General features: G+C 67.5%; 20 protein-coding genes. 14 read left to right on the forward strand and 6 right to left on the reverse strand.

Features of this window, described 5'->3' with window-relative positions; all coding sequences use genetic code 11:
* The first annotated feature begins 143 nt into the window (after positions 1–143).
* Positions 144–965, forward strand: coding sequence for a pentapeptide repeat-containing protein (locus ABTV10_RS10680; protein WP_499034607.1), 822 nt, complete (start codon positions 144–146; stop codon positions 963–965).
* 1 nt (position 966) lies between these two features.
* Here ABTV10_RS10680 and ABTV10_RS10685 read toward each other — a convergent pair whose 3' ends face one another.
* Positions 967–2403 (reverse strand): sugar porter family MFS transporter, encoded by a 1437-nt coding sequence (locus ABTV10_RS10685; protein ID WP_499034608.1) that lies wholly within the window; start codon positions 2401–2403, stop codon positions 967–969.
* A 126-nt stretch (positions 2404–2529) separates the two neighbouring features.
* On the opposite strand from ABTV10_RS10685, the gene ABTV10_RS10690 reads away from it, so the two are divergent.
* The 9 genes from ABTV10_RS10690 to ABTV10_RS10730 all read left to right on the forward strand — a co-directional run bounded on the left by ABTV10_RS10690 (position 2530) and on the right by ABTV10_RS10730 (position 11483).
* Positions 2530–2898 (forward strand): SseB family protein, encoded by a 369-nt coding sequence (locus ABTV10_RS10690; protein ID WP_499034610.1) that lies wholly within the window; start codon positions 2530–2532, stop codon positions 2896–2898.
* Entirely contained in the window at positions 2895–3512 is a 618-nt protein-coding gene (locus ABTV10_RS10695; protein ID WP_499034612.1) for a hypothetical protein, read from the forward strand. The genes ABTV10_RS10690 and ABTV10_RS10695 overlap by 4 nt, the downstream gene beginning before the upstream one ends.
* A 37-nt stretch (positions 3513–3549) precedes the next feature.
* On the forward strand, positions 3550–8556 hold the full coding sequence (locus ABTV10_RS10700; protein ID WP_499034615.1) for a putative T7SS-secreted protein: 5007 nt from the start codon (positions 3550–3552) through the stop codon (positions 8554–8556).
* Positions 8553–8996, forward strand: coding sequence for a hypothetical protein (locus ABTV10_RS10705; protein WP_499034617.1), 444 nt, complete (start codon positions 8553–8555; stop codon positions 8994–8996). The genes ABTV10_RS10700 and ABTV10_RS10705 overlap by 4 nt, the downstream gene beginning before the upstream one ends.
* Positions 8997–9160: 164 nt before the next feature.
* A complete protein-coding gene (locus ABTV10_RS10710; RefSeq protein ID WP_499034618.1) occupies positions 9161–9577 on the forward strand; it encodes an Imm50 family immunity protein in 417 nt (138 codons plus the stop codon).
* A gap of 8 nt (positions 9578–9585) precedes the next feature.
* A complete protein-coding gene (locus ABTV10_RS10715) occupies positions 9586–9930 on the forward strand; it encodes a hypothetical protein (RefSeq protein ID WP_499034620.1) in 345 nt (114 codons plus the stop codon).
* 45 nt (positions 9931–9975) lie between these two features.
* Positions 9976–10302: an immunity protein CdiI family protein gene (locus ABTV10_RS10720; RefSeq protein ID WP_499034621.1), complete on the forward strand. Its 327-nt coding sequence runs from the start codon at positions 9976–9978 to the stop codon at positions 10300–10302.
* A gap of 80 nt (positions 10303–10382) precedes the next feature.
* A complete protein-coding gene (locus ABTV10_RS10725) occupies positions 10383–10766 on the forward strand; it encodes a hypothetical protein (RefSeq protein ID WP_499034622.1) in 384 nt (127 codons plus the stop codon).
* A gap of 282 nt (positions 10767–11048) precedes the next feature.
* Complete coding sequence (locus tag ABTV10_RS10730; protein WP_499034624.1) at positions 11049–11483, forward strand: hypothetical protein; 435 nt, start codon at positions 11049–11051, stop codon at positions 11481–11483.
* A 92-nt stretch (positions 11484–11575) separates the two neighbouring features.
* Here ABTV10_RS10730 and ABTV10_RS10735 read toward each other — a convergent pair whose 3' ends face one another.
* Complete coding sequence (locus ABTV10_RS10735) at positions 11576–12592, reverse strand: iron-siderophore ABC transporter substrate-binding protein (protein ID WP_499034625.1); 1017 nt, start codon at positions 12590–12592, stop codon at positions 11576–11578.
* 229 nt (positions 12593–12821) lie between these two features.
* Here ABTV10_RS10735 and ABTV10_RS10740 point away from each other — a divergent pair, with 229 nt between their 5' ends.
* The 3 genes from ABTV10_RS10740 to ABTV10_RS10750 all read left to right on the forward strand — a co-directional run bounded on the left by ABTV10_RS10740 (position 12822) and on the right by ABTV10_RS10750 (position 17972).
* Positions 12822–14105, forward strand: coding sequence for a hypothetical protein (locus tag ABTV10_RS10740; protein WP_499034626.1), 1284 nt, complete (start codon positions 12822–12824; stop codon positions 14103–14105).
* The gene (locus ABTV10_RS10745; protein ID WP_499034627.1) at positions 14105–15526 is read left to right on the forward strand and encodes a lipase family protein; all 1422 of its coding nucleotides are present in this window, start codon (positions 14105–14107) and stop codon (positions 15524–15526) included. Before ABTV10_RS10740 ends, ABTV10_RS10745 begins: the two co-directional genes overlap by 1 nt.
* Positions 15527–15710: 184 nt before the next feature.
* Positions 15711–17972, forward strand: coding sequence for an MMPL family transporter (locus ABTV10_RS10750; protein WP_499034628.1), 2262 nt, complete (start codon positions 15711–15713; stop codon positions 17970–17972).
* A gap of 72 nt (positions 17973–18044) precedes the next feature.
* Here ABTV10_RS10750 and ABTV10_RS10755 read toward each other — a convergent pair whose 3' ends face one another.
* The 3 genes from ABTV10_RS10755 to ABTV10_RS10765 form a co-directional block, all read right to left on the reverse strand.
* Positions 18045–20150, reverse strand: a complete 2106-nt coding sequence (locus ABTV10_RS10755; RefSeq protein ID WP_499034629.1) for a 3-hydroxyacyl-CoA dehydrogenase NAD-binding domain-containing protein — start codon at positions 20148–20150, stop codon at positions 18045–18047.
* Entirely contained in the window at positions 20151–21377 is a 1227-nt protein-coding gene (locus tag ABTV10_RS10760) for a thiolase family protein (RefSeq protein ID WP_499034631.1), read from the reverse strand.
* 121 nt (positions 21378–21498) lie between these two features.
* On the reverse strand, positions 21499–22662 hold the full coding sequence (locus ABTV10_RS10765) for an HRDC domain-containing protein (RefSeq protein ID WP_499034632.1): 1164 nt from the start codon (positions 22660–22662) through the stop codon (positions 21499–21501).
* A 230-nt stretch (positions 22663–22892) separates the two neighbouring features.
* Here ABTV10_RS10765 and ABTV10_RS10770 point away from each other — a divergent pair, with 230 nt between their 5' ends.
* Complete coding sequence (locus tag ABTV10_RS10770; RefSeq protein ID WP_433612511.1) at positions 22893–23744, forward strand: alpha/beta fold hydrolase; 852 nt, start codon at positions 22893–22895, stop codon at positions 23742–23744.
* Here ABTV10_RS10770 and ABTV10_RS10775 read toward each other — a convergent pair.
* Positions 23689–25116, reverse strand: a complete 1428-nt coding sequence (locus ABTV10_RS10775) for a WS/DGAT/MGAT family O-acyltransferase (RefSeq protein ID WP_499034633.1) — start codon at positions 25114–25116, stop codon at positions 23689–23691. The two genes, ABTV10_RS10770 and ABTV10_RS10775, sit on opposite strands and share 56 nt — an antisense overlap.
* Between the last annotated feature and the right edge of the window lie 62 nt (positions 25117–25178).

Below are 25178 nucleotides of genomic sequence, written 5' to 3' on the forward strand. Positions count from 1 at the left end.
CCAGCGGTCGTGGTCGTGAACCGCGGCGACGAGTGTCCTTGCACGGCAGCCATGTACGAGTGACGATCCGGACGCGCGGAAATGGTTGGCGTCGCGGGTTCCTCGTCGTGCACGATGGATGCTCGATCGATCAGGAGGTCTCGGTGTCGGAGCCGGTTGGCAGCGTGTCGCCCGAACTCGTCTCGGACTGCACGAGTTGTTTCGGCCTGTGCTGCGTGGCGCTGCCGTTCGCGGCGTCGAGCGACTTCGCGGTCGACAAGGCCGGCGGGACGCCGTGCCGAAACCTGCTCGCGGACTTCCGTTGCGGGATCCACACCGAGTTGCGCGAGCGCGGCTTCCCGGGCTGCACGGTGTACGACTGTTTCGGCGCCGGTCAGAAGGTGTCGCAGGTGACGTTCGGCGGCCGCGACTGGCGCGCGGCCCCGGACATCGCGCGCCCGATGTTCGACGTCTTCCCGGTGATGCGTCAGCTGCACGAACTGCTCTGGTACATCGACGAGGCGCTGCGGATCGGCGCCGCGTCACGCCTGCACGACGACCTCGCGCGGCTGCGCGAGGAGACCGTCGTGCTCACTGAGTCCGACGCGTCGGTACTCACCGGACTCGACGTCGCGGGGCACCGGGAGCGGGTGAACGTGCTGCTGCTGGGGGTCAGCGAGTTGGCGCGTGCGGCGTTGCCCGGACGTCGGCGAAATCATCGCGGCGCGGTCCTGATGGGCGCCAAGCTGTTCGGCAAGGACCTGCGCGGGGCGAACTTGCGCGGGGCGTGGTTGATCGGCGCGGACCTGCGGGGGGCGGACCTGCGGAGCGCAGACCTGATCGGCGCGGATCTGCGCGGCGCCGACGTGCGGGGCACCGACCTGTCGGAGGTGTTTTTCCTCACGCAGTTCCAGGTGAATGCGGCGCGTGGGGACGGTCGGACCCGGCTGCCGGCGGCGCTGTCGCGCCCGGCGCACTGGGTATAGCTCAGCCGGCCTGCTCGAGCGTGCGGCCGCGGGTCTCGGTGACGAAGCGGGTCACGACGACGATCGACAGCAGCGCCATCAGGGCGTAGCCGCCGTACGTGAGCGAGAGGTTCCAGTCGGCGAGCGACGGGAAGGTGGCCGAGACGAGGAAGTTCGCGACCCAGTTGGAGGCGGTCGCGACACCGACGGCGGCGGCCCGGACCCGGTTGGGGAACAGTTCGCTGATGAGCACCCAGACGACCGGTCCCCACGACAGCGCGAAGAAGAACACGAAGGCGTTCGCGGCGATCAGCGCTGTGGTGCCGCCCGCGCCGGTGAGGGTCGCGACCGACTCGCCCTCCGCATTGCGTGTGATCGTTGCCGAATGGAAACAGACGGCGGCGGTGGCGAGGGAGGCGGCCATGCCGACCGAGCCGATCAGCAGCAGCGGCCTGCGGCCGATGCGGTCGATCACGGCGATCGCGACGAACGTGCCGACGATGTTGACCATTGCACTGACGACGCTGATGAGAAGGGAGCGGTCCTCGCCGAACCCGACGGCCTGCCACAGTGTGCTCGAGTAGTAGAAGATCACGTTGATGCCGACGAACTGCTGGAGCGCGGCCAGCGTGATGCCGACCCACACGAGCCCGGCGACGCCGGTGGACTTGGCGAACAGTGCCCGCACACCTACCCGGGCGCGTTCGGCGCCGAGCGAGGTGCGGATCTCCTCGATCCGGTGCGACACGGTCTGCGGGTCGCCGCCCTCGAGTTCGCCGATGATCGTGCGGGCGTCGTCCTCGCGGCCGCACCGCACCAGGTGACGCGGTGACTCGGGGATCGTGAATGTCATGACCAGGTAGATCAGGGCGGGGATCGCCTCGATCGCCAGCATCCACTGCCAGGCCTCGACGCCGAGCAGTTCGCCGCGGCCGCCGCCGGCGGCCGCGGAGATCGCGTAGTTCACCAACTGGGACACGGCGATGCCGAGCACGATCGCCAGTTGGTACATCGACCCGAGGCGGCCGCGGATGGCCGCGGGCGCGATCTCCGCGATGTACGCCGGCGCGATCACGGACGCGAAACCGACTGCGACACCGCCCAACACGCGCCACATCGTCAGGTCGACGATGCCGAACGGGAACGCCGAGCCGAGGGCGCCGACGACGAAGAGCACCGCCGCGATCTGCATGACCCGGATGCGGCCGAGCCGGTCGGCGATGGTGCCCGCCACCCACGCGCCGAGCGCGGCGCCGAGCAGCGTCAGCGACACCGACAGCCCGGTCGCGCCGGCACCGATGTCGTAGCGGTCGCGGATCGCGTTCACCGCGCCGTTGATGACGGCGGTGTCGTAGCCGAACAGGAAGCCGCCCAGTGCCGCTGCGGCCGAGAACATCACGGCCAGGAGGATCGAAGGCTGCGCGGTGGCGGGCCGATCGCCGGAGTCGGTGTCGGTCATTCGTCCGCCCTCCTGTCGGAACGACGTCTGCAATCGGGACGCTACGCCGAATTCACCCGTTCGGACGGGATGTGGCCGGGTAGTACTATTGCGCCGTTTCCGGGGGATGGAACGAGGGGGAGTTCGTTGGGTGGGGGCTGCGCGGATCTCGATGCGGAGATCGACGCGTTCTACGAGGGATTCGGGCAGGCGGGCGCGCTGCACGCGGCGTTCCGTCGGGCGCCGTTGCTGGTGCCGTTGACGGCCGACGGCCGCGTCTGGAGCAGCGAGATCCGCGAGCTCGGATGGCTTCCCGCATTCACCAGCGAACGCGAGTTCGCCCGGCACGCCGTCGCTCGCGGCGAGCAGACCGAGGCGCGTTACCACGCGCTGTTCGGTTGGCGGATCATCGAGCAGGTCCTGCCGAGCTTCGACCGGCCGACCGGGGTGGTCGTCAACGTCTGCGGCAGCCGACCGATGGCGTTTCCCCCCGGCCTGGAGGCGGAGCGATCGTGAGCGCCGAACTAGAGGTCGATCCCGTCGCCCTGCAGCAGGCGGCGCAGGGAATCACCGGGATCATCGACTCGATGTCCGGGCTAGGGATCGGTGAGACGGCTGCGGCGGGTCGCGGGTTCGCGATGCTGGCGTTGTCGCCGATGGAGGCCGGATCGCAGGCCGTCCAGAAGAGTCTCGAGGAGTACGCGGAGCGGTGGTCGTGGGGCGTGCGCCACCTCGTCCGGTCGGCGAACGAGATCGCCGAACTGCTCGATCTCCAGGCCGGGCGGTATCACATGATGGACGAGCAGGTGTCGGACACGGTCAAGACCGCCTGGACGCATGTCGCGGGCAATCCGCACCTCACCGAGGAGGAGATCAGCGAGCGGTCGTGGGGGGAGACGTTCGCGGACAACCCCGTCAACAACGTGCTGCATGCCGACTACAGCGGGGAGTCGTTCGACACCGCGATGGACACGATCCGCACCAACAACGACGTGATCGGGGCGGTCGGCCCGCAGGCGCTTGCCAACGTGTCGCCGGTGGTCGCGGACGTCGTCGGTGTGGATGTCGGAAGCGGTTACCACACCGGCGCCGCCGAGCAGGCGGCGTCGGTCATGAACAACGAGACCTGACGACGGCCAGGACTGACGCGGGGGCGGGGGAGAAAAGATGGGTTGGTGGGACGACGTCATCGGCGGCCTGGACAAGGTCGGCGAGTTCGTCGAGGACGCGGCCGAAGGGGTTGTCGAAAAGGCCGGGCAGGCGGCCGATGCCGGTCTCGACGGCTTGGCTGGGGTCGCCCGCGGCTTGGGCGCGGACGGGGTCGCCGACGTCCTGACCGACCTCGGCGACCAGGTGGCCAGCAGCACCGGCGGTGCGGTCGACGAACTCCAACTCGGTCAGACCACCGATCCGCGGGAGCTGATCCGTGGCGATGCGGGGGCGGTCAACGAGGCCGTCACCACGCTGACCGAACTGGGCACCAACATCGGATCCACGGGGACGGCGTTGCGGTCGGTCGACGCCGCCGGATGGACCGGCGAGGCCGCCGACGCGTTCCAGGCCGTCTACGACAAGCAACCGGGGTTGTGGCAGGACGCAGCCGACGCGATGGCGTCCGCCGCGCAGTCGCTGACCTGGTGGGCGAACACGATCGAATCGGCGCAGGCCCGCGCGGCCGACGCGATCGCGCGATGGGAGCAGGCCGAACAGGAGGAGCGGGCGACGAAGGCCGCCTACAACGCGCTCAGCGGCGAGCAGCGCGCTCGGACCGCCGTGGTCGACTCGTGGACGGCAATGTACGCCGACGCGGTGGAGGTCCTCCGCGCCGCGAGGGCCGAGCGCGACAACGCCGCATCGCAGATCGCCGGTCAGTTGGCGGCGCTGACCGAGTCGGCCCCCGAGGAGCCGCCGTTCACGCAGCGCATGGCCGCGAACCTCGGGGACCTGACGGATGTGATCGAGCACGGCAGCGTCAATTTCGCGTCCGGTCTCGTCACCGGTGTCACCGGAATCGTGCAGTTCGTGCGACAGGTCAACCCCGTCGATCCGTACAACCTCAGCCACCCGGCGGAGTACGTCGAGGGATTGAGCGATCTGACGACCGGCCTCGTGGTGGCCGCGGCGGATCCCGGGGCTGTGGTGGATGCGTTCCTCGCCGACGCACGGGCCAACCCGTTCGAGGTCATGGGAGCACTCACCGGAGACGTGCTCCTGACGGCCGCGACGGGAGGTGCCGGTGCCGGTGTGGCCGGCGCGCGCACGTCCATGCACGTCGTCGAGATTGCCGCTGATCTGGGGAGTGATCTGCGGACCGTCGATCGCGTGGTGGACGCCGCCGGGCACAGCCCGACGCCCGAGGTCCCGCGGGTCGAGACCCCTGGGGCGGACGCTCCGAGAATCGATGCGCCGGAACTCGATTCACCGTCGTCACTGCACGACGCCGATCCAGGTGCCCCGGAGCATTCCACCCCCGCGCACCACGAGGGTTCGACCGGCGCCGGCCACGACCCTGACTTCACCCGTCCGCCCGAGGGCGAGAATCCGAACCCGCAGCATTTCGCCGAATCCGACTCTGGGGCAGCTCGGACCGCGGAGGACAACGGCCCGGCGAGCGACCAGACAAGCGACCAGGTCACCGAGTGCCAGGACCCGGTCGATGCGGCCACCGGCGAGTTCCTCCTACCCGAAACCGATCTGACGCTGCCCGGTGTGCTGCCGCTCGTGTTCGGGCGGCGACATCGCTCGAGCTACGGATTCGGCCGGTGGTTCGGTCCGAGTTGGTCGTCGACGATCGACATGCGGGTCGTGGTCGAGGAATCCGGTGTCACGCTGCTCGCCGAGGACGGCGTGATGGTGGTCTATCCGCACCCGGAGGTGGGCGCCCCCGTTCGCCCGAAGCAGTCGTTGCAGCGTTGGACGCTCGCGCGGACCGAGACCGGTGGCTACGCGGTGCACGACCCCGACCGAATGCTCACCTGGCACTTCGCCCCCAAACCCGAACTGGGCGGGGTTGATTCGGCGCTGGGCAACATCTCCATCAGCGCGATCACGGACCGGTTCCGTAACCGCATCCGGTTCCACTACGGCCAGGACGGTGCGCCGGTCGAGGTGTCTCACTCGGGCGGCTACCGCGTGCTCGTCGACGCGCGGGGCGGACGGATCGGCGCGCTGTCGGTGATCGACCCGGAGTCCGGTGGCGCCGTCGTGGTCCGCCGCTTCGGCTACGACGGCGGGCATCTGACCGCAGTCACGAACGGCTTCGGCGGCGTGACCCGCTACACCTACGACGCCGACGGTCGGATGCTGTCGTGGCAGGACTCCAACGGCAACCGGATGGTCAACACCTACGACGCGGACGGGCGCGTGGTGGTCCAGGACGGCACCGACGGCGTCATGTCGGCCCGCTTCGACTACGTGCCGACCGCCGACGGGACGGGGTCGGTCACCGTGGTCACCGACTCGCTCGGGGCGCAGACCGCGCACGGGTTCGACAGTGACCTTCGTCAGCGGGACCTGCTGTCGCCGAATGGCTCTCGCACACACACGGACTACAACGAGCGCCGCGAGCCGTTGCGCGTCACCGGACCGGACGGGGCCGTCACCCGATACCGCTACACCGCCGACGGTGACGTCGCGCAGATCATCCGTCCCGACGGTCACTCGATCACGGTCGACTACGCCGGACCGCGCAGGCCGATCGCCGTCCACCAGGTCGACGGCACGGTCGTCCGCCAGGACTGGGACACCGCGGACAACCTCGTGGCGGTGACCGACGCCGGGGGAGCGCGGACCGAGTACACCTACCACTCGACCGGCGCGGTGTCGTCGGTCACCGCGCCGACCGGCGCGCGCACCCTCGTGGAGTGCGACGACGCCGGGCTGCCCGTCGCCGTCACCGACCCGGTCGGGGCGACGACGCGGATCACGCGCGACGCGTTCGGGCGGACCGCCTCGGTGACCGATCCGACGGGCGCGGTGACGCGCCTGCGGTGGTCGCCCGACGGAAAGCTCCTCGAGCGAACGCATCCGGATGCCGCCGTCGAGTCGTGGGACTACGACGGCGAGGGAAACCTGCTGCGGCACACCGATCCGGTGGGCGCCAGCACGTCGTACACGTACGGCACCTTCGACCTGTTGGCTGCGCGCACCGACCCGGACGGCTCGGTCACCGCGTACACGTGGGACACCGAGCGGCGCCTGACGGCGGTCACGAACCCGCTCGGGCAGACCTGGTCGTACGAGTACGACGCGGACGGGCGTCTGGTGGCCGAGTCCGATTTCAACGGTGCCCGAACCACTTACACGCACGACGCCGCGGGTCGCATCGCGACGGTGACGCCGGCGACCGGCGTCACGCGCCACCATTCGCACGACATCCTGGGTCGGCTGCTCGACGTCACGGCCGACTCCGGCGAGTTCCGCCGCTACACCCACGATCTGGCCGGGCGGACGCTGACGGCGGTCAGCGGTGTCGGCGCGGACCCGATCCACACGGTCGAGTTCGAGTACACGGCGGTGGGACAGCTCGCGCGGCAGACCGTCGACGGCGCGGGTGAACTGCGCTTCGACCACGATCCGTTCGGGCGGCGCGTCGAGCGCCGTTCGCACACCGGCGGTGTCACCGGGTGGCGCTGGAACGCGGCGGGCCGCGTCGCCTCGGTGGCGGTCGACGGGCACTCGATCGGTCTCACCTACGACGCGCGCGGCGCGGTCACCGGGTGGAGGGCGGGAGAGTTGGGGATCACCCGCGGCCACGACTCACGTGGGCGGCTCACCATGCAGGAGGCGGTGGCGCATCCGGCGTCGTCGCTGAGTTTGAGTTTCGATTCCGGCCCGGCCTCGGCTTCGCGGGTGCTGCGGTCAGACGTATTCGACTACCGTCCGGACGGCTATCTGGCGGGGCAGACGACGACCACCGACCGGGTGCTGCGCCGCCAATTCGAACTGGATGCGGCGGGCCGCATTACGTCCGTGGTCGACGACGGCGCCGCGGTGGAGCGGTACACGTACGACGCACTGAGCAACATCGTGACGCAGAGCGCCACGGCGACGGTCACCGACGACGAGGGCCGACGCGAGTACCGCGGAACGCTGCTGGTCCGGGACGGGCGCACGCAGTTCCACTACGACGACGCCGGCAGGCTGGTTCGCAAGGTCAGGACGCGACTGTCGCGGAAGCCGGACGTCTGGCAGTACCGGTACGACGCGTTCGACCAGTTGGTCGAGGTGACGACGCCGGACGGGACGCGATGGCGGTACAGCTACGACGCTCGCGGTCGCCGCACCGCCAAGTCCCGTCTTGCGGCGGACGGGTCGGTGGCGGAGCGGACAGTATTCACCTGGGATGCAACGACGTTGGTGGAGCAGTCCACGTCCGATCGCATCACCCGGTGGACCTATCAACCGGGAACACACACGCCGCTGACCCAGGCCTCGGTGCCGACGGTGGACCTTGCGGATCCGGCCGCTGTGGACGCGGAGTTCTATGCCGTCGTCTCCGACCTCGTCGGCACGCCGACCGAACTCGTCGATCCGATGACGGCGGATGTCGCGGGGCGGTCGGCGATGTCGTTGTGGGGGAGCACGTCCTGGACCGGCGCGGCCGACACCCCGATCCGCTTCCCCGGCCAGTACTTCGACGACGAGACCGGCCTGCACTACAACCTGCACCGCTATTACGACCCGGTCACCGCACGCTACGCGACCATCGACCCGCTGGGACTCGCGCCGTCGCCGAATCCGAACAGCTACCCGCACAACCCGACGGTGTGGTCGGATCCGCTGGGATTGAAGCCATGCGGCGACGATCGGGAATTCTCAGATCGGGAGCTTGCGCGGGACGCCGCCTTTGACCGAGCTGGAATCCCAAGAGGCACTCCACCCGATGCGAGTTGGGAGGTTGGCGGCGATATGCATCGCAGGGGCCTTCCTGGCTATCGATACTCGAATGATCCGGGGGGATGGGGGCACTATATGCAGTTTGAAACTGACGGTGGATCCCGGGTAGTTGTTGAACACGTTTCCGACCCGAGGCAGGGGCCGCACTTCCATGCTGGGCTTCCGAAAGGCGATCCAAGCACTTCTGCCGTCAACTTCGGATGGGATCCGACCTCGCCGCATGAGCGGTATCGTCCTGTGGATGGACGACATCACTTCTACTATCCAGTCGAATGATCGGAGACGCAATGGCTGACGAATCGGCGACGAGAATACATGGCGCCGGGTTGGAGATACTGGGACGCGCACCATCGGCCGGAGATATTCTTCCGGTCAGTGCGTGGAAGGCGGTGATAGATGGTGATGTGAAGCCGGACCTCGTTGTAGATTACGCGGCCGAAGGGTATCTGGACTCCGTGAATCAGAATTGGAGAGAAGTCGCAACTCGCTGCGGACTCTTCGATGCTGACGAGTCCTTCCTTCTCAGCACATCCGGCCCGGGCGCACTGGAAAAGCCGTGGTATCGTGTGCGGATTTCTGGGGACCTCCAGTTGGCGCAAGAATTGGCGCCGCACGATGGAGAGCCGGAATTTGTCGCTGCGGCATTGACTGGGTACCCGATTATTGGAGTTACCTCTGAGGAGTATGGGGTGTGGATAATAGTTCTCGAAGAGTGAACTATTTGCGCCGACCATTTGATACAAATCCGGGCGGTAAGGCGAAATTGACTAGGGGTTCCGGTGAAACATCGACGAATTCTGTTCGCAATTCGATTCCTGAGGTAGAACCGCATACCGCCGGCGATCGACCGGTTCCGGAACAGTGATGGAAGGATCGTTGGATGAACTGGGTGGAACTCCTCCTGAATCCGGTGGTGATCCGGTCAATATATGGTGACAAGATTCCGTCCCTCTCGGGAGTGGAAATTCACGAGTTCCGACTGCGCCGGGACGGTTCCGACGTGGAGGTCCGTTTCGATCTGAGTGAGTTCCCGGAGGACCCGCCGGAGAAATGGAAAACCTGGGTTAATACCATTCAGGTGGAACTCGCGATCGTTGGTGTCGAGAGTTTGTCGATCAGAGAATGGCAGACCACCATGATCGCCGACCTGTCGATCGAAAGTATCGCTGACGACCTTCTGAGGTTTCGGTCGAATCCAGTTCCGGACTGCACGATTGACGCGCGCTGGATACGGGTGGCCAAGATCAGTGCCTATCACGACAGCAGACGGTCCGCCACGCCTCTCGAGGGCGGGTGAATGAGGCTGTGTTCAAGGTATTCGACCTGCCCAGGGTGGAGGATATTCCGTCCGAGCTGATCGCGGTCGAGGAAGTCCGCGATCTTCCAGGTGGTGTCTCGATTTCGTGGGTAGGTCTTGGCGCAACCTTCCAACTTGTGGCGGATCCGCTTCTGCGTTCCGTCTCGATCAAGCTCGACCGGGAGGGCGAGTGCATTCGGATCTACCGGGAGGGCGCGATCTCGCTTCGAGTCCGTGACGAAGGTTGCAATGTCGGAATGGTGATCGAGTTCAGATCGGGAAACCAGGTTGGAGATATTCGGGTGGTCTTGGGCGATCGCGTGGAGATCATGGAGTCGGCACTGTTCGCATAGGGAGAGTGACTTCCGCTATTTCTTTGAATCCGTGAAGATGCCCAGTTGGATGTCGAGGTCGGTGCGTTGATGTATCTGAGGCTCTCTGCGGACTACATGAACCCCGTCGTCACCGTGGTCGGGTCAGGTCCGACCAGTACCGTCTCGCTGGGCGTCTCCGATGCTCTTACTCGGGATCTGGAAGCCTGGAACGGTCGGTATCAGTCGATCATCCAGTTGTCCGCCGAGGCCAGGCGCGATCCCGATTCGGTGGCTGCGATCCAGCGGTTGGACCGGGAGGGGAGAATCCTCGCCTCCAAGATCGCTGAAGAGTTGTCGGGTGGATCCAAAGTCGAGTATTACAGCGACGGATTGTTTCGGTTGATTTCCTGATCGTGGCTGTATCGGCCGGTGTGAATTGGTGATCTACAGTGCGCGCGTCCAACTCGGGACGCACTTTCGAGAGGCGAGCAGTGATGCAGGTGGCCGTAAAAGCCGGTGGTATCCAAGGCGATCGCATCGAGGTATCCAGTGTCAGGGGTGACTTCCAGGCCATCTGGATGGGTGACGTTCCGGTCGCGTCCGGGGCGGTGCTGGACATGGAGGTGGAGGTGCCGGGTTCGGTTGTCGCGCTCTGGGAGACGGATTCGAACGAGGCCATCTCGATCGAATCCGTCGGCGGGCAAACCTCGATCGTGGGCGAGGCTGTGGACACGACGGCTGACGGGATCCTGATCCTGGACCTGCATCCCGGGATCGTGATGGTTGAACTCGCGAACCCGCACGATGCAGGTGGCGCACGAGAGTCGATTCGCGTGGTCGGTGGCTGTGCTCGGGTGTACCCGACAGGGATCTAGCAGAGAGCAACGGCGATCATCATGACTACTGGCGAGAGAATCTCACTGAATCGGGAGTCGGCCGAATTCGTCCCTGCTCTCGCTGATCTTGCTCAGCGCCGTCCACGGATCGGTGTTGTCGGCGTCGAGGTCCGTCGAGGGGGATCGCAGTCGATTCCCGCCGCGGTCGCCGTCTCCGCCAGTGCACTGAGCCACGCTGCTCCCTGCGCTTTGGCGGGTCGACTGGTCCTCGTCGGAGCAACTCAGCCCCTTGCTCCACTCAACCGACTCGGTGATCTCACGATGAGACGTGAATCCCTGTGGAAGCGTTGGGAGAAGGATGGCGCAGTGCTGCCGCCCGGCGATCGGCACGACTTCCAGTTGGATCGGGAGGACAACCTGCTGCAGTTCGGTGGCTGGTTGACGACCGACACGGCCAACATCGTTGCTGCCGTGGAGGTCAGTCGGGACCGCCCAGCCGTGTGCCTTCTGTTGCCCCCGGAATTCGCGCTCGATGAACTCGAGCGACTGATCGAAGAGGTTCGCCGGGATTCTGCCGACGGCAACTCGTTGGTCCGGCATTTCGCTCCGCTCGTTCTCGAGGGCGCGATGCTCGTTCGAGGGTTCGGGTCGTTCGACGATCGGGTCGTCGGCACGGATGTCTATGCGGACGAGCAGGCTCTCGACGCCATTCAATCGGGTGTCGAACGCTGGATGTCGGACGGGGCGGCACCCTAGCTCGATCCAAAGACCGAGCGCCGACTCCGGACCGGATCCGGTGCCGGCGCTCGGTTGACGATGTGCCGCTGGGTGGTTGAAGGCGTGGGGCGTTACCCGACCTTGTTCGCCGCTGCCGTCAGCTGCGGGGTGAGCTGGTCGATCACCCACGGGGTCGCCAGGACGCTGGTCTGGCTCAGGCCGGCGATGATCTTGGTATCGGACAGGGCCACTGCGGTGCCCCGCGTGACCGCGCCGAGGGAGGCGTAGGCGGGATTCTTCTCGGCTTCGGCGGCGTCGGACACGAACACCACGACCACGTCGGCGTCGACCTCGGAGATCCGCTCGGCCGAGATGTCGACGAAGAAGTTGTCGGGGTCGCTGGACGCCGCCAGCTTCTCGACGCCGGGGGAGTTCACGAAGCCCAACTGGGTGAGGATCTGCACGCGAGGGTCGGTCGGCTTGTAGACGTTGACCTGGCCGTTCGTGGTGTCGAGGTTGATCACCGACAGTGTCTTGCCCGCGTACTCGGGGTGGGCGGCCGCGGTGTCGGCGAGCATCGTGGTCATGCCGTTGATCAGGTCGGCGGCCTCGTCGGACTTGGCCAATGCCTGGCCGATCAGCTTGGTCTGGTCCTGCCACGTGGTCTGCCACGCCTTGTCGGGGTACGCGACGGTCGGTGCAACGGCGGAGAGTTGGTCGTAGGTGGCCTTGTCGAAACCCTCGTAGGGCGCGAGAACCACGTCCGGCGCGAGGGTCGCGATGGCCTCGACCGGCGTGGACGTCGCGGCGTCGAGCAGCGTGGTCCGGCTCGGGTCGAACTTGCCCTGGAGCCACGGCATGACGCCGTTGGCCTCGGCGCCGTAGGTGTACTTCGGCATTCCGACCGGCGTCTCGCCCAGCGCGTAGACGACGTCCTGCGCGTTCCAGCCGAGGGTGACGAGGCGCTCGGGTGCCGACTCGATCGTGGTGGAGCCGAACGTGTTCGCGATCGTGACGGGGAAGGCGCCGTCCGACGAGGGCGTCGTCGCCGAGCCCGAATCGGCCGACGAGCACGACGCCAGCAATGCGGTCGCACTCAGGGCGGCGACGGCCGACGCAACCTTGCGGCGGGTGGTGAGAGCGAACACTGAGAACTCCTTCGAGGTCGAGTGATAGGTGAGCCTAACCTATTTGCGACTCGACGGTGAAGGGGGTCATCGCGGCGCTGGGTGGTGCACTCTGTCCCCTTTGTCGCGAACTCGGCTGAGTATGCCGGGGCGTATCGACGATTCCCGACGATTTGAGCCGGTCGGTAAGTATCGTCGCTGCAGATCGAGCATGTCGGGGTGGCCATTTTCGAGTGAGCCGGGGGGCGACATGAGTGCTGGATTGGGGAAACACTGGGCTGCGCGTGCGTCCGTCGCACGCGTGGTGGGGGTGCTGGCGGCAACGGCGATGACGATCGGGGGAGCGGTGACGACACCGGCGGTCGCGTCCGAAACGGACGTCGACCACTACCTGAACCTGCCGATGATCAACCGGGACGCGGCGCACGGCCCGGGCGGGGTCCATCCGGCGCTGCCCACCGATCACGCGACACTCGCGCGCATCCTGGACGAGGCCCGCGCGAGCGGCGCCGCGCCGCGCGACTATCAGGCACTGCTCTTCCAGTACTGGCTGGTGCAGGCCACCGATGTCGCGGGCATCGATCTGGCCAGTTGGGATCCGCGCGCCGGGGTGGCGGTGAACCGGGCGAACCTCGTCAAGTCGTACCGCCTCTACGAGGACCTGCAACTGGAGCACCGCGAGCTGCAGTGGGCGGGAATGGGCGGCATGGTCGGAGCCGACTTCGGGGGTGGGCTCATCGACTTCGAACTCATGACGAACGTCTACGACCTCCCGCAGCTCCAGCAGACGGCGCGGGCCATCGTCGGGGCCGCCACCGACGTCGCGGGGTCGGGAATCGTCGACTCGCTCCCGGATGGGCTGCGCGCGCTGGCCGAGGCCGGAAGCGAAATCACCAGTGAGGACCTGCATTTCATCCTAGGAATGATCATGGTGATGCAGAAGAACATCTTCTCCGACCTGATGCCGATGCACCGCGCCTACGTCACCGGCGGGCTCCCCGCCCTCGAGGAGATGCAGCGCGCGGGGCTCTTCGGCGCCGACATCATGACCGCGTGGCGCGATATCGCGTCGAGGGACCCGGACCGGATCGCGCGGGGCAACGGTGTGCTGTTGCAGCGTGAGCAGGGGCTGATCATCCGGGAGCAGTGGGACACCGTCCGCAACTACAAGGACACTGTCGGCCAAGCCATCACGTACCTGTCCACCGTCGCCGGGTCGCCGTCGGTGGCCGGTGTGCTGCCGCCCCGCTCCTTCCGTTCGATCGAGGTCAGTTCACGTCTGCCCGACGGTCGCACCGCGACGCTGACCAGTCCGCTGCCGGCGTGGAACTGGTCCGTCTACGACGAGCGATGGGACTACATCACCACTCAGCTGCTGCCGAAGTACAAAACCATGGTCGAGAACGATTGGCCGCAAGTAGAATCCGAGCTTCGTGTGCCTTACGAGACACAGCTCGAAACGCATCGACCGCTGCTCAACATTCCCCAGATCATGCAGTCCGCTCTGAACAACACGAGAGTGACGGTGTCCTGATGGCATCCAGCGTGACGCGTCGTCGCCGGCTACCCGCGGCGGCGCGAATCCTGTCCGGTGTGGCGGTGGCTACCGCGGCGATGATGGCCGTTCCCGTGGCCGCGTCCGCCGAATCGTCGGTCGGGTCGTCGTCGGAATCGTCGGACGGGTCATCCTCGGCGCCGGACCAGTCTCCGGTGCGGACACCGAGTGTGAACGAGGTGTTCAACGGATTCGTCGTCGGAGCACTCGATTCGGGGGAAGCTGCGTCGCGTGCGGAGGCGTTCAAGGCGCTCACGGCGCGGGACCCCTTCTACGACGAGCCCCCGCTGACCGGGGCGGAGGCGCCGGGCACCGTCCTGAAGGTCAAGCCGGTCGACCTCATGTTCCTCGGCTACCAGCCTGGCCGCATTGACGCCTACAAGCTGATGTACGTGACGACCGGCCTGGACGGGACCACGCCCGAGATCAGCACCGGCATCGTGATGATCCCGATCGACGGCACACCCGCATCGGCGAAGAAGGTGATCAGTTACCAGGAAGCCAACGACAGCGTCGGCGCCTACTGCCATCCGAGTTCGCAGTGGACCGGCCGGAACCCGCTCGACGGCTCCGCCTGGTCGGCGCTCGGACCGCTGGCGCTGATGTTCGGCAAGGGCTACGCGGTGGTCATCTCCGACGTCGGCAACGACGGCGACCCCGACCCGCACGGTGTCTTCGCCGGCAAGTACGCCGGCCATGCCCAGCTCGACGCGGTGCGTGCCGCGCTGTCGACACCGACCACGGGTCTGAGCGAGAACGCCCCCGTCTCGCTGTTCGGGATCGCCGGCGGCGGAGTCGGTGCCGGCTTCGCGGCCGAGGCGCAGGCGCACTACGCCCCCGAGTTGAACGTCCGCTCCACCGTCCTCGAAGGCATGGTGGTCAACCAGCGGAACTTCATGCGCACGGCCGACGGTTCGATCGGCTCCGGCTTCGCGTTCGCCACGCTGCTCGGTCTGGAGCCGAAGTACCCCGAGATGCGGATCGACGAGAAGCTGAACCCCGTCGGCAAGGCCTTGGCGGCGGCGTACCGCACGCAGTGCCAGACGCCCGCGTACTTCACGGCGCCGTTCGTGCCCCTCGGGACATTGTTCGTCGGCGGGCAGAGCCCGGCCGACATTCCGGCGTTCCAGCCCGTCTACGACGACAACCTTCTCGGGACCAAGGCCCCGCAGTCGAAGGTTCTCATCACGTCGTGCGCCAAGGACGACTCGCCGATGTCGCTTGTGCCCGCGAAGGATTCACGCGAACTCGCCGACAAGTACCGGGCCGGGGGCACCGACGTGACGTACGCGCCGAGCGACTGCAGCATGGTGCGGATGCTCACGGACCTGTACGGCTGGGGCACCGACCTGTTCGGGATGCAGACCATCGACTGGATCGAACGGAGCTTCGCCGAATGAGCCACACCCGACCCACGACCGGGAGGAGGTGACCGACTTGGTCGACGCCATACTCACCGCGGGCAGCTACATGTTCTCCCTGGGACCCGTTGCGTTTCTCGAAGCCTTCGGACGGATCTTCGGTTCCTGACCGATAGTTGTCGTCCACGATCCGCGCCGTCGGTCCGCGCTGAGGAGTCGATACGTGTTTGCACGTTGGGGGGATCTCGTCTACCGGTCCCGCTTCACCGTTCTTGCGGTGATGGTGGCCGGGCTGTTGGCGTTGGGCGCCTACGGTTCCGGTCTGGGTGCGCACCTCAGCCAGAGCGGCTTGGAGGATCCCGGTTCGGAGTCGGTGGCCGCCGCGAGGCTCGCGGACGGCACGTTCGGCCGCGACACCACGGGTGACGTGGTGGCGATGTACACGGCGCCCGAGGGGAAGACCGTCGACGATCCGGTGTTCGGCGCGCAGGTGTCCGACAGCCTGCAGCGTCTGGTGCAGGAGCACCCGGATCAGGTCGCGAAGGTCAACGCCAGCTACTTCGCGGTGCCGAACACGCCGCGGGTGGCGGCGCTGACGACCGCGGACAGGACCCACGCGCTCGCAAGTATCGCGCTGAAGGGCGACAACGACACCGCGATCACCAACAACTTCCGCGAGGTGCGGGACGCCTTCGACATCGACGGGGTCGAGGTCCAACTCGCCGGCATGCAGCCGGTGGCGAGCGCCATCAACGACACGATCGCGAGCGACATCCACCGCATGGAACTCCTCGCCATCCCGGCGGTCGCGGTGCTGCTGTTCTTCGTGTTCGGCGGTGTCATCGCCGCCGCGCTGCCACTGATCGTCGGCGGCCTGACGATCCTCGGCGCCAACGGCATCGTGCGGGTGCTCACGCACGTCACCGACGTCAACTCGTTCGTCGAGTCGGTCGTCTCGCTGATCGGGCTGGGCCTGGCCATCGACTACGGCCTGTTCATCGTCAGCCGGTTCCGCGAGGAACTCGGCGACGGCTACAGCACCCGCGTCGCCGTTCGCCGCACGGTGATGACGGCGGGCCGGACCGTGCTCTTCTCGGCAACGATGATCATCGCGAGTCTGGGCGGGCTCTTGTTGTTCCCGCAGGGTTTCCTGAAGTCGATGGCGTATGGCGCGATCGCGACGGTGCTTTTGGCGGCGTTCACGTCGGTGACGGTGTTGCCGGCGATCCTGAGCATGCTGGGCCGGCGCATCGACAAGTTCGGGCTCAAGCGGTTCGGTCAGATCAGGTCGACCGAGGAAATCGAGTCGAGCCGGTGGGGGCAGCTGACGCGCTGGGTGATGCGCAACCCGCTCAAGGTCACCATCCCCATCGTCGTCGGCCTCCTGCTGCTCATCATCCCGATGACCGGCATCAAGTTCGGCGGCATCAACGAGGACTACCTGCCGACCGACAACCCGACCCGTGTCGCCCAGGAGCAGTTCGACGAGCTGTTCCCGGGCAACCGCACCGAGCCGGTCAGGCTGGTGGTCAGCGGCGCCCAGGGCGCGCAGGTCGGCCAGATCATCAAGAGCGCCAACGAGGCGCCGGGCCTGGTGGAGAAGTTCTCGATCACTGGACCGGCGAAGGACGGCGTCCAGGTCCTCAAAGCCGGTCTGATCGACCGCAACGACTCCGCCGACACGATCGACTACCTGCGATCGATCGACGTCCCGGACGGCGTCCAGGTCCTCGTCGGCGGGACACCCGCGATCGAGCAGGACAGCATCAGTGCCCTGCTCGACACCTTGCCGCTCATGGTGGTCACCGTCGTCGCCCTCACCACGTTGCTGATGTTCCTGGCGTTCGGGTCGCTCGTGCTGCCGATCAAGGCGGTGCTGATGAGCGCACTCGGGCTCGGGGCGACGCTCGGCATCCTGACGTGGATCTTCATCGACGGCCACGGCTCCGGCCTGCTGAACTTCACCCCGGGGCCGATCACCTCACCGATGCTGGTGCTGATCGTCGCGATCATCTACGGCCTGTCCATCGACTACGAGGTATTCCTGCTCTCCCGCATGGTCGAGGCCCGGGCGCAGGGCGCGAGCACCACCGAGGCCATCCGGGTCGGCACCGCGCACACCGGCCGCATCATCACCGCGGCCGCGTTGATCCTCATCGTGGTCACCGGCGCGTTCGGGTTCTCGGACCTGGTGATGATGAAGTACATCGCGTACGGCATGATCGCGGCGCTCATCATCGACGCGACGCTGATCCGCATGTTCCTCGTCCCGGCGGTCATGACCCTCCTCGGTGACGACTGCTGGTGGGCACCGGCGTGGATGAAGCGCATTCAGCAGAAGATCGGGCTGGGTGAGCCGATCCTCGAGTGCGAACTCGATCGAGACGACGCGCCGGACCCTGCGGCTGCCGCCGCGTCCACGGATCCCGCGGAGCCGCAAGCCGTCCGTGCACGGGAGCGTCCAGCCGAGGATGCGATTCCCTGACCGGCACCCGTCGACGCGAAGAGGAGCGCACCCCCGGACTTCCAGGGGTGCGCTCCTCTCGTCGATCGGCGGCTAGACGCTCGCGACTCCCTTGGCCAGGAACGGCTTGCCGTTGACGGCCTCCGACGTGCCGGTGCGGTCCAGGTACGGCGTGATCCCGCCGTTCCAGAAACCGAAGCCGCCACCCAGGATCAGGCACAGATCGATGTCCTCGGGAGCGGCGACGACGCCCTCCTCCAGCATGATCCGGATCTCCTCGGCGAACGCGCGGCGCGTGCGCTCGAGCACCTCCTCGGCGGTCGACGGCTGGTCGCCCTGCTGCCACAGCGCCGCGACGTCCGGGTCGACGACCTGGCCCTTGTCGGTCCACGTCCACACGCCGGGCTTGCGGGCCTCGACGATCGCCTCGAGTCCCGGCGACGGCTTGAACCGCTCCGGGTAGGCGGCGTTGAGGGTCTCGCCGGTGTGCAGCGCGATCGCCGGGCCGACGAGCGCGAGCAGCGTGAACGGCGTCATCGGCATGCCGAGTTCGGCGATCGCGTTGTCGGCGACGTCGAACGGGGTGCCCTCGTCGACCGCGTTCATGACCTCGCCGAGGGCGCGGATGAGCAGGCGGTTGAACACGAAGCCGGGCAGGTCGGCGGAGCCGACGGCCGACTTCTTGAGCGCCTTCGCCGTCGCGAACGCCGTTGCGAGCGTGGCGTCGTCGGTCTGCTCGCCCTTGATGACCTCGAGCAGCGGGAGCACGGCGACCGGGTTGAAGAAGTGGAAGCCCACCACCCGCTCGGGGTGCTTCAGGTCCGCGGCCATCTCGGTGATCGACAGCGACGACGTGTTGGTGGCCAGCACGGTCTCGGGGGCGATGTGCTCCTCGAGTTCGGCGAACACCTTCTTCTTGACGTCCATGTTCTCGAAGACGGCCTCGATGACGAAGTCGGTCTTCGCGAACGCGGCCTTGTCGAGCGAACCGGTGACGAGCGCCTTGAGCCGGTTCGCGCCGTCCTGCGACAGCCGGCCCTTGGCGAGCAGCTTGTCGATCTCGCCGTGCACGTAGCCGACGCCCTTGTCGATGCGCTCCTGGTCGATGTCGGTGAGGATCACCGGCACCTTGAGTTGCTTGACGAACAGCATCGCCAACTGGCTCGCCATCAGGCCCGCGCCGACGATGCCGACGCCGGTGATCTTGCGCGCCAATGACTTGTCCGGCGCGCCCGCCGGGCGCTTGGCGCGGCGGTTCACCAGATCGAAGGCGTACAGGCCTGCGCGCAGCTCGTCGGTCATGAGCAGATCGGCGAGGGCGTCGTCCTCGGCGGCGAAACCGGCGTCGAGGGACTTCGAGTCGGAGATGTCGGTGGTGCGGGCCAGCTCGAGCAGCTCGACCGTGCGCACCGCGCCGGGGGCGTTGTTCTTGGTCTTGCCCTCGACGATCGCCTTGGCGCGGGCGATGGCCTCGTCCCAGCCGGCGCCGCGGTCGATCTCGGGGCGGGTCGGGGTGATGTCGCCGGCGATCACCTGCGCGGCCCACGCGAGGGACTGCTCGATGAAGTCGGCCGAGCCCAGCACGGCGTCGGCGATGCCGAGCTCGAGCGCCTTCTTCGAGTTGATGACCTTGCCGTTGTTGAGCGGGTTCTCGATCGCGACGGTGACGGCGTTCGACGGTCCGATCAGGTTGGGCAGCAACTGCGTTCCGCCCCAGCCCGGCACCAGACCCAGCATCGCCTCGGGCAGGCCGAGGGCGCCGACGTTGTCCGCGAACGTGCGGTAGTGGCAGTGCAGACCCACCTCGAGGCCGCCGCCGAGCGCGACGCCGTTCACGAACGCGAACGTCGGGACCTCGGACTCACGCAGGCGCCGGAACACCTTGTGTCCCAAACGTCCGAGCTCGAGACCCTGCTCGCGGGACGTGATCGACGGGACACCCTTGAGGTCGGCACCGGCCGCGAAGATGAACGGCTTGCCGGTGACGGCGATCGCGGCCGGCTCGGCGGCGAACGCCTCGTCGAGCGCCTTGTCGAACGACAGCAGGCCGCGCGGGCCGAACGAGTTCGGCTTGGTGTGGTCGAAGCCGTTGTCGAGGGTGATCAGCGCGACCGGGCCGTCGATACCGGGAACCGAGACCAGCTTGGTGTAGGCGTTCGTCACGACCTCGTCGGCGAAAGCGTTTGCGATATCGGTCATTTACTTGGCTCCCGCTTCGTAACCTGCGTAGTCCTTGTGATTCGGGTTCTCCCAGATGACGGTGCCGCCCATGCCGAGCCCGATGCACATCGTGGTCAGGCCGTAGCGGACGCCCGGGTTCTGCGCGAACTGGCGCGAGAGCTGCGTCATGAGGCGCACACCGGAGGAAGCGAGCGGGTGGCCGCACGCGATGGCGCCGCCCCACTGGTTGACCCGCGGGTCGTCGTCGGCGATGCCGAAGTGCTCGAGGAACGCGAGCACCTGCACGGCGAACGCCTCGTTGATCTCGAACAGTCCGATGTCGTCGATCGACAGGCCGGTGCGGGCCAGCAGCTTCTCGGTGGCCGGCACCGGGCCGATGCCCATCACGGCGGGATCGACGCCCTGGAAGGCGAAGCCGACCATGCGCATGCCGATCGGCAGACCCAGCTCGGTGGCGGTGTCCTCACCCGCGAGGATCGCGGCGGTGGCGCCGTCGTTGAGGCCCGCGGCGTTACCGGCGGTGATGCGGCCGGCGGGACGGAACGGGGTCTTGAGCTTGGCGAGGTCCTCGAGCGTGGTGCCCGGGCGGGGCGGCTCGTCCTCGGTGGCCAGGCCCCAGCCCGACTCCGAGCGGGTCGCGACCGGCACGAGGGTGTCGGCGATGTAGCCGGCCTTCTTGGCGGCCTCGTACTTGTTCTGCGACGCCACGGCGTAGGCGTCGGTGCGCTCCTTGGTGATCGTCGGGAACCGGTCGTGCAGGTTCTCGGCGGTGTTGCCCATCACCAGCGCGCTCGGGTCGACCAGCCGGTCGGCGAGGAAGCGCGGGTTCGGGTCGGCGCCCTGGCCCATCGGGTGCCGGCCCATGTGCTCGACACCGCCGGCGATCACGACGTCGTACTGGCCGAAGCCGATGCCCGACGCGGTGGTGGTGACGGCGGTCATCGCACCGGCACACATGCGGTCGATCGCGAAGCCCGGCACCGTCTCGGGCAGGCCCGCGAGGATCGCGGACGTGCGGCCGATGGTCAGCCCCTGGTCGCCGGTCTGCGTGGTGGCGGCGATCGCGACCTCGTCGACCCGGGCCGGATCGAGTTGAGGGTTGCGGCGCAGCAGTTCGCGGATGGCCTTGACGACCAGGTCGTCGGCGCGCGTCTCGGCGTAGATGCCCTTCGGGCCGGCCTTGCCGAACGGCGTGCGGATGCCGTCGACGAAGACGACGTTTCTGGAGTTAGCGGAAGCAGCCACGCTGGATTCCTCCTGGCGGGAAAGATGCGGTCACGGCGGGTGCCAAGACCCGACAGGCACCACTGTAGCGCTAATTACCCGCCGGTAACATGTGGGGCGGCCGAGGGAGGGTTTCCGCTGTTCAGGCCTTGGCGCGAACGGCCTCCGCGAGGATCGGAACTGTGAGCTCGCGCTGCCACGGGCGCGCACCGGCCACCGCGAGCGCGCTGTCGATCGCGGCCGCCGCGTCCGCGTCGGGGGACGGCGGCTCCCAGCACACGCGGCGCACCAGGTCCGGGCTGAGTAGGTTCTCGACCGGCACCCGGACCCGCTCGCTCAGATCGGCGATTCCCACCTTGGCCGCGGCCAGCCGGGCGGCGGCGTCGGGGTCGCGCTTGGCCCAGCGGCTCGGCGGCGGCGGGCCGGTGAACGGCTGCGTCACCGGCGGAAGCTCGCTCTGTGGGAGTGTGCGGGCGCGTTCGAGCGCGGAGAGCCACAGCCGGGACGACCGGCGCTGGCGCGGGCCCCCGAACACCGGCAGCGCCCGGAGCGTGTCGATGCTCTTCGGGTCGGCGCTCGCGGCCGCGACGATCGCCGAATCCGGCAGGATCCGGCTGGGGGAGATGTCGCGCTTGCGGGCGACCTCGTCGCGCGCGGTCCACAGTTCGCGGACCGCGGCGAGCTGACGGGGGCTCTTGAGGCTGTGGATCTGTGACGTGCGGCGCCACCGGTCGGGCTTGGCCTGGGGAGGCCCCGCCTGCCGGACGTGCTCGAACTCCTGCTCCGCCCACTCGGTCTTGCCCTGCGCGGCAAGCTCCTTCGCCATCGCCTCGCGCAGCTCGAGGAGAACTTCGACGTCCAGGGCGGCGTAGTTGAGCCACGCGTCCGGAAGGGGGCGGGTGGACCAGTCGGCCGCGCCGTGACCCTTACGGAGCTCCAACCCGAGGGTCCGTTCGACGATCGCGGCCAGCCCCACGCGCTCGAAACCCGCGAGGCGCCCGGCCAGTTCGGTGTCGAACAGTTTTGCGGGCGCGAGTCCGAGTTCGGCCAGGCACGGCAGATCCTGGTCGGCGGAGTGCAACACCCATTCGAGGTCGTTGATCGCGTCCTGGAGTGGAGCGAGGTCCCCGGCGGTGGGGATGGGGTCGAGCAGGAACGAGCCGGCCCCGGCGCGGCGCAACTGAACGAGGTAGGCGCGCGAGGAGTAGCGGAACCCCGACGCGCGCTCGGCGTCCACCGCGAGGGGGCCGCTGCCCGCGGCGAGTCGCTCAGCCGCGTCACGCACGCCCTCGGCGGTCTCGATCACCGGCGGAACGCCATCGGCCGGGATAAGGAGTGGCACGGGGGCGGAAGCAGGCTCGGGGGTATCTGGCATAGGGCGCAACTCTACTGGTGGCGACGGGGTGCGGATGCGATCTCGCGTTGACATTCGGGAGGATTCCGGCAATTGTGTCAAATGTTGGACAAGTGACCAAGGCCACGTGACGCGTCGGCTGTGTGACTCGTCTCGCAATCGGATCGGAATGGGGGAATTCGATGCTCAACCTCGCAGCGGCCGTCGCTCCCGTCGGCGCAGTCCCCGTCGGATCGATGGTGGAACTGCCCGGTCGGGGATCCACGTACGTCATCGACACCGGCGACTCCGCCGAGCACGACGGCAGGCCGACGCTCGTGCTCCTGCACGCGTTGGGCTGCACCGGGACGCTGACGTGGTATCCGGCGATCGACAAGCTCGCCCGGAAGGCGCGGGTGGTGATCCTCGACCAGCGCTGGCACGGACGGGGGATCCGGTCCCCACGATTCACCCTCGAGGACTGCGCGGACGACGTCGTCGCGCTTGCGGACGTGCTGGGCATCGACCAGGTCGTCCCGGTCGGGTACTCGATGGGCTCGCTGGTCTCCCAGCTCGTCTGGAAGCGGCACCGCGACCGCGTCGCCGGCCTGGTTCTGTGTGCCGGTGCGGCGCATTTCAAGCGGAACTCGCGCGAGCGGGTGGCGCTCGAATCGCTCAGCTACAGCCTGGGTGCGCTCAAGCCGCGGCCCGGACCGGTGCCCGTCGGCGGCCCCGTCCTGGGTGGCGACCGGGTGTGGGCCTACTCCCAGTTTCGGGAGACCAGCTACGGCGCGATCGGCCGGGCGACCGCCGAGATCGGCAAGTTCGACTCGACCGCGTGGGTGGGTGACATCGACGTCCCGTCCGCTGTCGTAGTGCCCACCCGGGACATGATCATCCCGCCGCGGCGCCAGCGCTGGCTCGCCCGCCAGATCGCCGGCGCCGCAACGTACGAGGTGGACTGCGGTCACTCGTCGTGCGTCATGAACGCCGGACCGTTCACCGAGGGGTTACTGGCTGCTTCTTCTTCCGTGCTTGCGCGCGTGCGGCCTTGACGAGCTCGGCGAGCGCCTCGGGAAACGCGTCCGCGAGATCCCACAGGTGCGGCGCCAGTTCCTTGCAGGAGACGAGGCCGACGTCGACGCGCCCTTCGAGCGACATCACCGTCACGTTGAGCCCGGCGCCATGGAAGACCGGTCCCAGCGGGTACATCTGCTTGATGCGCGCGCCGAGGAAGTACAGCGGCATCGGCGGGCCGGGGACGTTCGAAACCACCAGGTTGTGCACCACCGGGTGACGCTCGGCCAGCTTCAGCTTGGAGTACACGCGCATCGCGCTGCCGAACGTGGCCGGCGCCGCGAACTGCGCCCAGTCCTGCAGCAGCGTCGCGCCCAGCGCCTCGTTGTGGTGGTCCTTGTTGATGGCGTTTCGTTCGGCGACGGTGTGGAGCCGCTCCACCGGGTCGGCGATGTCCGTGCCGAGCTGGGTGAACATGACCGAGATCTGGTTGGTGCCGGGCCGATCCGACTTGTCGTGCACGGAGACCGGCACGGTCGCGACCAATGAGGTGTCGGGAAGCTCCTCGCGGTCCTCGAGATACCGGCGGAGCGCACCGGCGCACAGCGTGAGCACGACATCGTTGACCTTGACGCCGAAGGTGTTCTTCACGAACTTGACGTCGTCGAGGTTCAGTTCCGCGTACGCGATGGTCCGGCGACCGGTGATCGCACCGTTGAAGGACGTCCGCGGCGCCGTGAACGGCGTCGGCATCGCCTCGCCCTTGCGGGCCCGCCCGATCCAGCGGGGCAGCAGCGTGACGCTGTCGGGTACCAGCTTGGCCATCTTCAGTGGTCGCGAGGCGAACGACATCAGGCCGTTGATCGCGATGTCGAGGGAGCTGGCGCGGCCGGCGCCCTCGGGGAGCTGGTCGAATTCCGGTCGGGGGGCGTCGGGTTCGAGGCCGCACAGCTGCGACATCAGATTGGATCCGGTGACGCCGTCGACGTTCGCGTGATGCATCTTCGACATCACGGCGACGGAGCCGTCGTCGAGGCCCTCGATGACGAACATCTCCCACAGCGGGCGGGAGCGGTCCATCGGCTGGCTGGCGATCGAGCTGCACAGCTCGGACAGCTCGTTACGGCCGCCGGGGGCGGGGACGGCGATCCGGTGGAAGTGCCGTTCGATGTCGAAATCGGTGTCGTCGACCCACACCGGGTGGTCGAGATTGAACCGGGTGTCCTTGAGGCGTCGCTTGAAGCTCGGCATCGCCTTTACGCGAATCGCGAGTTCGTCGCGCAGTTTCGCGAAAGAAAAGCCACCAGGGATCGTGGACCCGTCGAGAATGATCAGGCCGCACACGTGGAGCATCTGGGTGGGGGTCTCGAGGTAGAGGAAGCTGGCGTCCATTCCACTTAATCTCTCCATGCAGCTAACGGTAGAACCTGTTCTAGATTGCTGCGGGCGTTGTGACAAAAGTCATGGTTGAA

The organism is Paraburkholderia sp. RHO2, from assembly GCF_050955445.1.
GTDB lineage: Bacteria > Actinomycetota > Actinomycetes > Mycobacteriales > Mycobacteriaceae > Prescottella > Prescottella agglutinans_A.

Bases quoted from the DNA above. Each gene is read 5' to 3' on its own strand.
- ABTV10_RS10700 (WP_499034615.1), top strand. From the start codon at position 3,550: ATGGGTTGGTGGGACGACGTCATCGGCGGCCTGGACAAGGTCGGCGAG.
- ABTV10_RS10705 (WP_499034617.1), top strand. From the start codon at position 8,553: ATGATCGGAGACGCAATGGCTGACGAATCGGCGACGAGAATACATGGC.
- ABTV10_RS10775 (WP_499034633.1), bottom strand. From the start codon at position 25,116: ATGGAGAGATTAAGTGGAATGGACGCCAGCTTCCTCTACCTCGAGACC.
- ABTV10_RS10730 (WP_499034624.1), top strand. From the start codon at position 11,049: ATGAGACGTGAATCCCTGTGGAAGCGTTGGGAGAAGGATGGCGCAGTG.
- ABTV10_RS10755 (WP_499034629.1), bottom strand. From the start codon at position 20,150: ATGACCGATATCGCAAACGCTTTCGCCGACGAGGTCGTGACGAACGCC.
- ABTV10_RS10685 (WP_499034608.1), bottom strand. From the start codon at position 2,403: ATGACCGACACCGACTCCGGCGATCGGCCCGCCACCGCGCAGCCTTCG.
- ABTV10_RS10740 (WP_499034626.1), top strand. From the start codon at position 12,822: ATGAGTGCTGGATTGGGGAAACACTGGGCTGCGCGTGCGTCCGTCGCA.
- ABTV10_RS10710 (WP_499034618.1), top strand. From the start codon at position 9,161: ATGAACTGGGTGGAACTCCTCCTGAATCCGGTGGTGATCCGGTCAATA.
- ABTV10_RS10770 (WP_433612511.1), top strand. From the start codon at position 22,893: ATGCTCAACCTCGCAGCGGCCGTCGCTCCCGTCGGCGCAGTCCCCGTC.
- ABTV10_RS10745 (WP_499034627.1), top strand. From the start codon at position 14,105: ATGGCATCCAGCGTGACGCGTCGTCGCCGGCTACCCGCGGCGGCGCGA.